A 3676-nucleotide genomic window follows, 5' to 3' on the forward strand; every position below is an offset into this window, starting at 1 on the left:
ACTGTAGATCGAGAGGTTAGTACCCTCACGCCCTGAGATGGTCCGTCAAGGTTTTTTTGAGTGGGGAGTTGCTCTCCCGGACTCCGGTTCGACACGCACAAACAGGTCCAGCCGAACGATCTCGTCGGTTATCGAGGGCCTTGTGGCCCCCCGGGTATCGCTCGCCGCTCAATTATGAAGCGGCGTATGTCGAACAGGACGTCATGCGCACGCCTGGCGAGTTGCCCACCGCCGGCCAGCGTTAGGTCGTAGCAGGCGACCCGCCGGCCGGCGGTGGACAACTCGCAGCGTCACGTCAAAGGGAGGCAACCGACCGATCCGGAATCCAACTGCATAACCGGCCGACCGGAACAGGCTACCCCGGAAGCCCGAGGTTCCTGAGCAGTGGCGAGCCGCGCTTCCTCAAGGCGTTGAGGTAGGTGGTCTCGTCGTACGGGGTTCTGGTCTGCCAGCACCGGTACAGGATCCTGATCCACTTGAACGCCAGGGCGCGCACGGCCGCCGGATGAGAGCTGCCCCTGGCACGCTGCTGCCGGTAGTAGGCGCCGGCCCAGAAGGATTTATTGATGGTCTGCCCCGCCCATTCGACGAACGTCTGGCGCAGGAACTTCGGGCATTGCCAGCGCCAGTGCACCCAGCTCTTCTTGCCGCTGCGCTCGGTCACCGGGGCAATGCCCGAATACTTCTGCAGTTCATCCGCCCCGTGGAAGCGGTCGCGCTGCTCGCCGAAGGCCACGAGCAGGCGCGGCGCCAGCTGGCGGCCGGCGCCCGGCAGGTCCTGGAACAAGGCGTAGTCAGGTAACGTACCGGCTACTGCGGGGGTTTCCCTGTCGAACCAGTCAATCGCGGTGAGCACGGTGCGCAGCTGTGCCACCAGTGCCAGCACGTGCAGGCGGCACGGTACAACAATGCCCGGGTCTTCGGTGAGCGGACTAGCCCGAAGTTTGACTTGGCGTCCGAGCTAACCTGTTGAAGCGCTGAGAGATTTTCGAACCGAAGGGCTCGGCTACTGGGAACAGGTGGGGTCGATGCCAAGCAGTGCAAAGGCTTTGCTCTGCAATGGTGTGGGGCGGGTTGTGATGACGATCTTCGCCTGTGGATTGACCGGGGTGGAAGTGATGTTGTAGGTCAAGGTGGCGAGGTCTTGCAGCAGCGTATGCAGGCTATGCACCGGGAGGTCGTCGTCGGTACGGTGGCGCGCGGCTTTGGCGCTGGCCCGCTCGGAGCGCGGCGTCGGCATCACCGGATTGGCGCGCTGATCACGCCCGCGTTGCCAGATCCTCATCGTCATGCAACAGCGGTTTGAGTGCATCGCGTAGATGCCACTCGACGTAGTAGGCCAGCATGCATAAAAACACGTGCGCGCGCACACGCGACTCGCTGAAGTGATAGACCGGACGCACGTGCAGATCGACAGTCTTCATCGAGCGGAAGGCCCGCTCGACCTGCGCCAGGCTCTTGTAGGCCAGCACCGTCTGGGTATCGGAGAGCTGTTCGCTGGGCACATTGGTGCGCAGTACATAGAGTCCATCAAGCGCGGCTTCGGCATCGATCTGTTCCAGCTTGCGGGTGAACGTAAAGCTCGTCTCGGTGATCTCCAGCTCGAAGTGCTTGGCCATCCGGTAGCGCTCAATCACGCGGCCCACGCGCAAGCCAATCTTGTCCTGGCCGTGCAGGCGATTGCGGGGGCGTGCAGTGGCCTGGGCAATCGCGGCCAGTTCCGCTTCGGTGGCCGCCAGCAAGTCGGCGCGCTTTCTGGCGCGCTCCTCGGCCAACGCCGGATTGCGGCAGACCACCAGCCGCTCGCCCGGATAGCGTGTGCTGTCCAGTGCGATCAGGCCGCGCTCGTCGAACAGTGTGGGCTGCCAGGGGCCGCGCTCCTCGATCAGCTCGGCAATCTGTGGCGAGCGCAGCGCGGTGATCCAGCTCATGCCCGCCGGACGCAGCACCTGTTCGATCCGCGCGCTGGTGATCATGCCGCGGTCCCCCACCCACACCACCTGTGACAGACCGAAGCGCTCCTTGAGCTTGTCGATCTGCGCGGCCAACGTGGCCGGATCGGCGGTGTTGCCGGCAAACACTTCGACTGCCACCGGACAGCCGTCGGCGGCGCACAGCAAGCCGAACACGATCTGCGGGTCGTCGCGTTTGCCGTCGCGCGAGTAGCCGTAGTGGGCGAGCGCGCAGTGCCGGCCGGTGACCCACGTCGAGGTGAGGTCGTAGAGCACGAGCACGCCGTCGCTCAGATGCTGGCGTGCCAGGCTGCGCTCGATGCGCGGCTGCGCCTCGCCGAGCCAGTCCAGCGCGGCGTAGAGCCGCTCGGCCTCGAACGCGCCGAGTCCCAGCACCTGCGACAGCGAATGGGTGGCAGACTCCGGCTGCAAGCTGCGCCAGGTGGCGAGCTTGGAGCCCGGCTCCAGCACGCGCGCCACCACCAGGGCCAGCACCAGTGAATGCACCGGCGCGGGCGCCGGATCCAGCAACTTCGCCAGACCGCAGCGCCGTGCGATACCGAGCACCGCGGCCACATGGCCATGCGGCAGCGACCGCTCGATGCTCATCAGCGCCTGGGTTGACTCAACCGCGACGCCGCCCTTGAGCAGGATGCGCAAGTGCTCGACGAGTTGCGCATCCCAATGCGACAGATTGGCGAGCGTGCGTTTGATGACCTTGCCGCCCTCGCGATAGCCCTCACGCAGGAGGATCGCGGGCGGGGAGTTCCGGTTCCGGATGGTCTCGATATACATGGGTTAAAGAATAGCCAACGTACCCAGTAAATCAAGAATGAAATATCGCAGAAATGCACCATTTACATGGGAACATTTAAGACACAAAAAATGGCGCAAAGGCACGCCACTTCTTGCTCAGCAGTGCTTCCGGTATTCAAACGTCGGACTAGCAGCGCGGATGGATGCCAGGCGCGCCTCGATCAGCCTCGCGCAGCGACTGTTGTGCGCGTGGAAGAATGCCTCAAGGGTTGTCGTGCGGGCGCGCCTGACGGCCGCGAGCGTGGGCCAGCGGGTCAGGAAATCGCAGAACAGCACCGTGTCCCTGTCCTCGAACCATTCCAGGGCCTGCGGGTAATACTGCTTGAGCGTGTCGCACAAGCGGTTGGTGAACCGGGTCTTGTCGCCGACCAGTTGCCGGCGCTGCACGACCAGACTCATCAGGGACCGCATGCCGGCGCTCTGCGGCCTGAGGCGACTGAACCGCTCGGGATGGTGCTGCAGCAGATCGAGCGCCAGTTCCGCATCGGTCGGATCGTCCTTGGCCCCACTCGGCTGGAATGCCTCGCGATATCTGGCCAGCGTCAAGGGGTTGATCGGAAAGAGCACGAAGAAATCGTACTTCTGCAGTGCGGCAACGATGGGCCCGCTGGCCAGTTCGAGGGCAACCGCGATCGGGCCACCGAAGCGCCGGTATAACCCGTTTGCCCATTCGTCAATGTGTGCGACCTGATGCGCGATGCAGTCGAACTCGCGCCGGGTACCGCCCGCGGCCTGCAGGCAGATGTCGTGTTTGAGGTCCGCCCAGTCGATACCGATATACGCGGTGAATGGCTGATCCGATAGAGGTGACATGTGAACCTCTCCAAGTGATAGATTACCCGGCAGGGACATGCATGCTTGCGGTCAGCGAAGGAAATATAGTGAGCCGGTGCAACGGCAAACCCTCT

The 3676-nt window shown here is 63.8% G+C and carries 1 protein-coding gene and 2 pseudogenes; all 3 read right to left on the reverse strand.

The window, feature by feature from the left end; genetic code table 11:
- Positions 1-355: 355 nt before the first annotated feature.
- Positions 356-937 (reverse strand): annotated as a pseudogene (locus tag P0D89_RS51500) (transposase); the annotation flags it as partial.
- A 69-nt stretch (positions 938-1006) separates the two neighbouring features.
- Positions 1007-2747 (reverse strand): annotated as a pseudogene (locus tag P0D89_RS51505) (IS1634 family transposase).
- A 117-nt stretch (positions 2748-2864) separates the two neighbouring features.
- Positions 2865-3581, reverse strand: coding sequence for an IS110 family transposase (locus P0D89_RS51510; RefSeq protein ID WP_408379399.1), 717 nt, complete (start codon positions 3579-3581; stop codon positions 2865-2867).
- Between the last annotated feature and the right edge of the window lie 95 nt (positions 3582-3676).

This window comes from Paraburkholderia sp. RL18-085-BIA-A (assembly GCF_046027075.1).
GTDB lineage: Bacteria > Pseudomonadota > Gammaproteobacteria > Burkholderiales > Burkholderiaceae > Paraburkholderia.

Coding starts and splice junctions, on each gene's coding strand:
- P0D89_RS51510 (WP_408379399.1), bottom strand. CDS start 3,581: ATGTCACCTCTATCGGATCAGCCATTCACCGCGTATATCGGTATCGAC.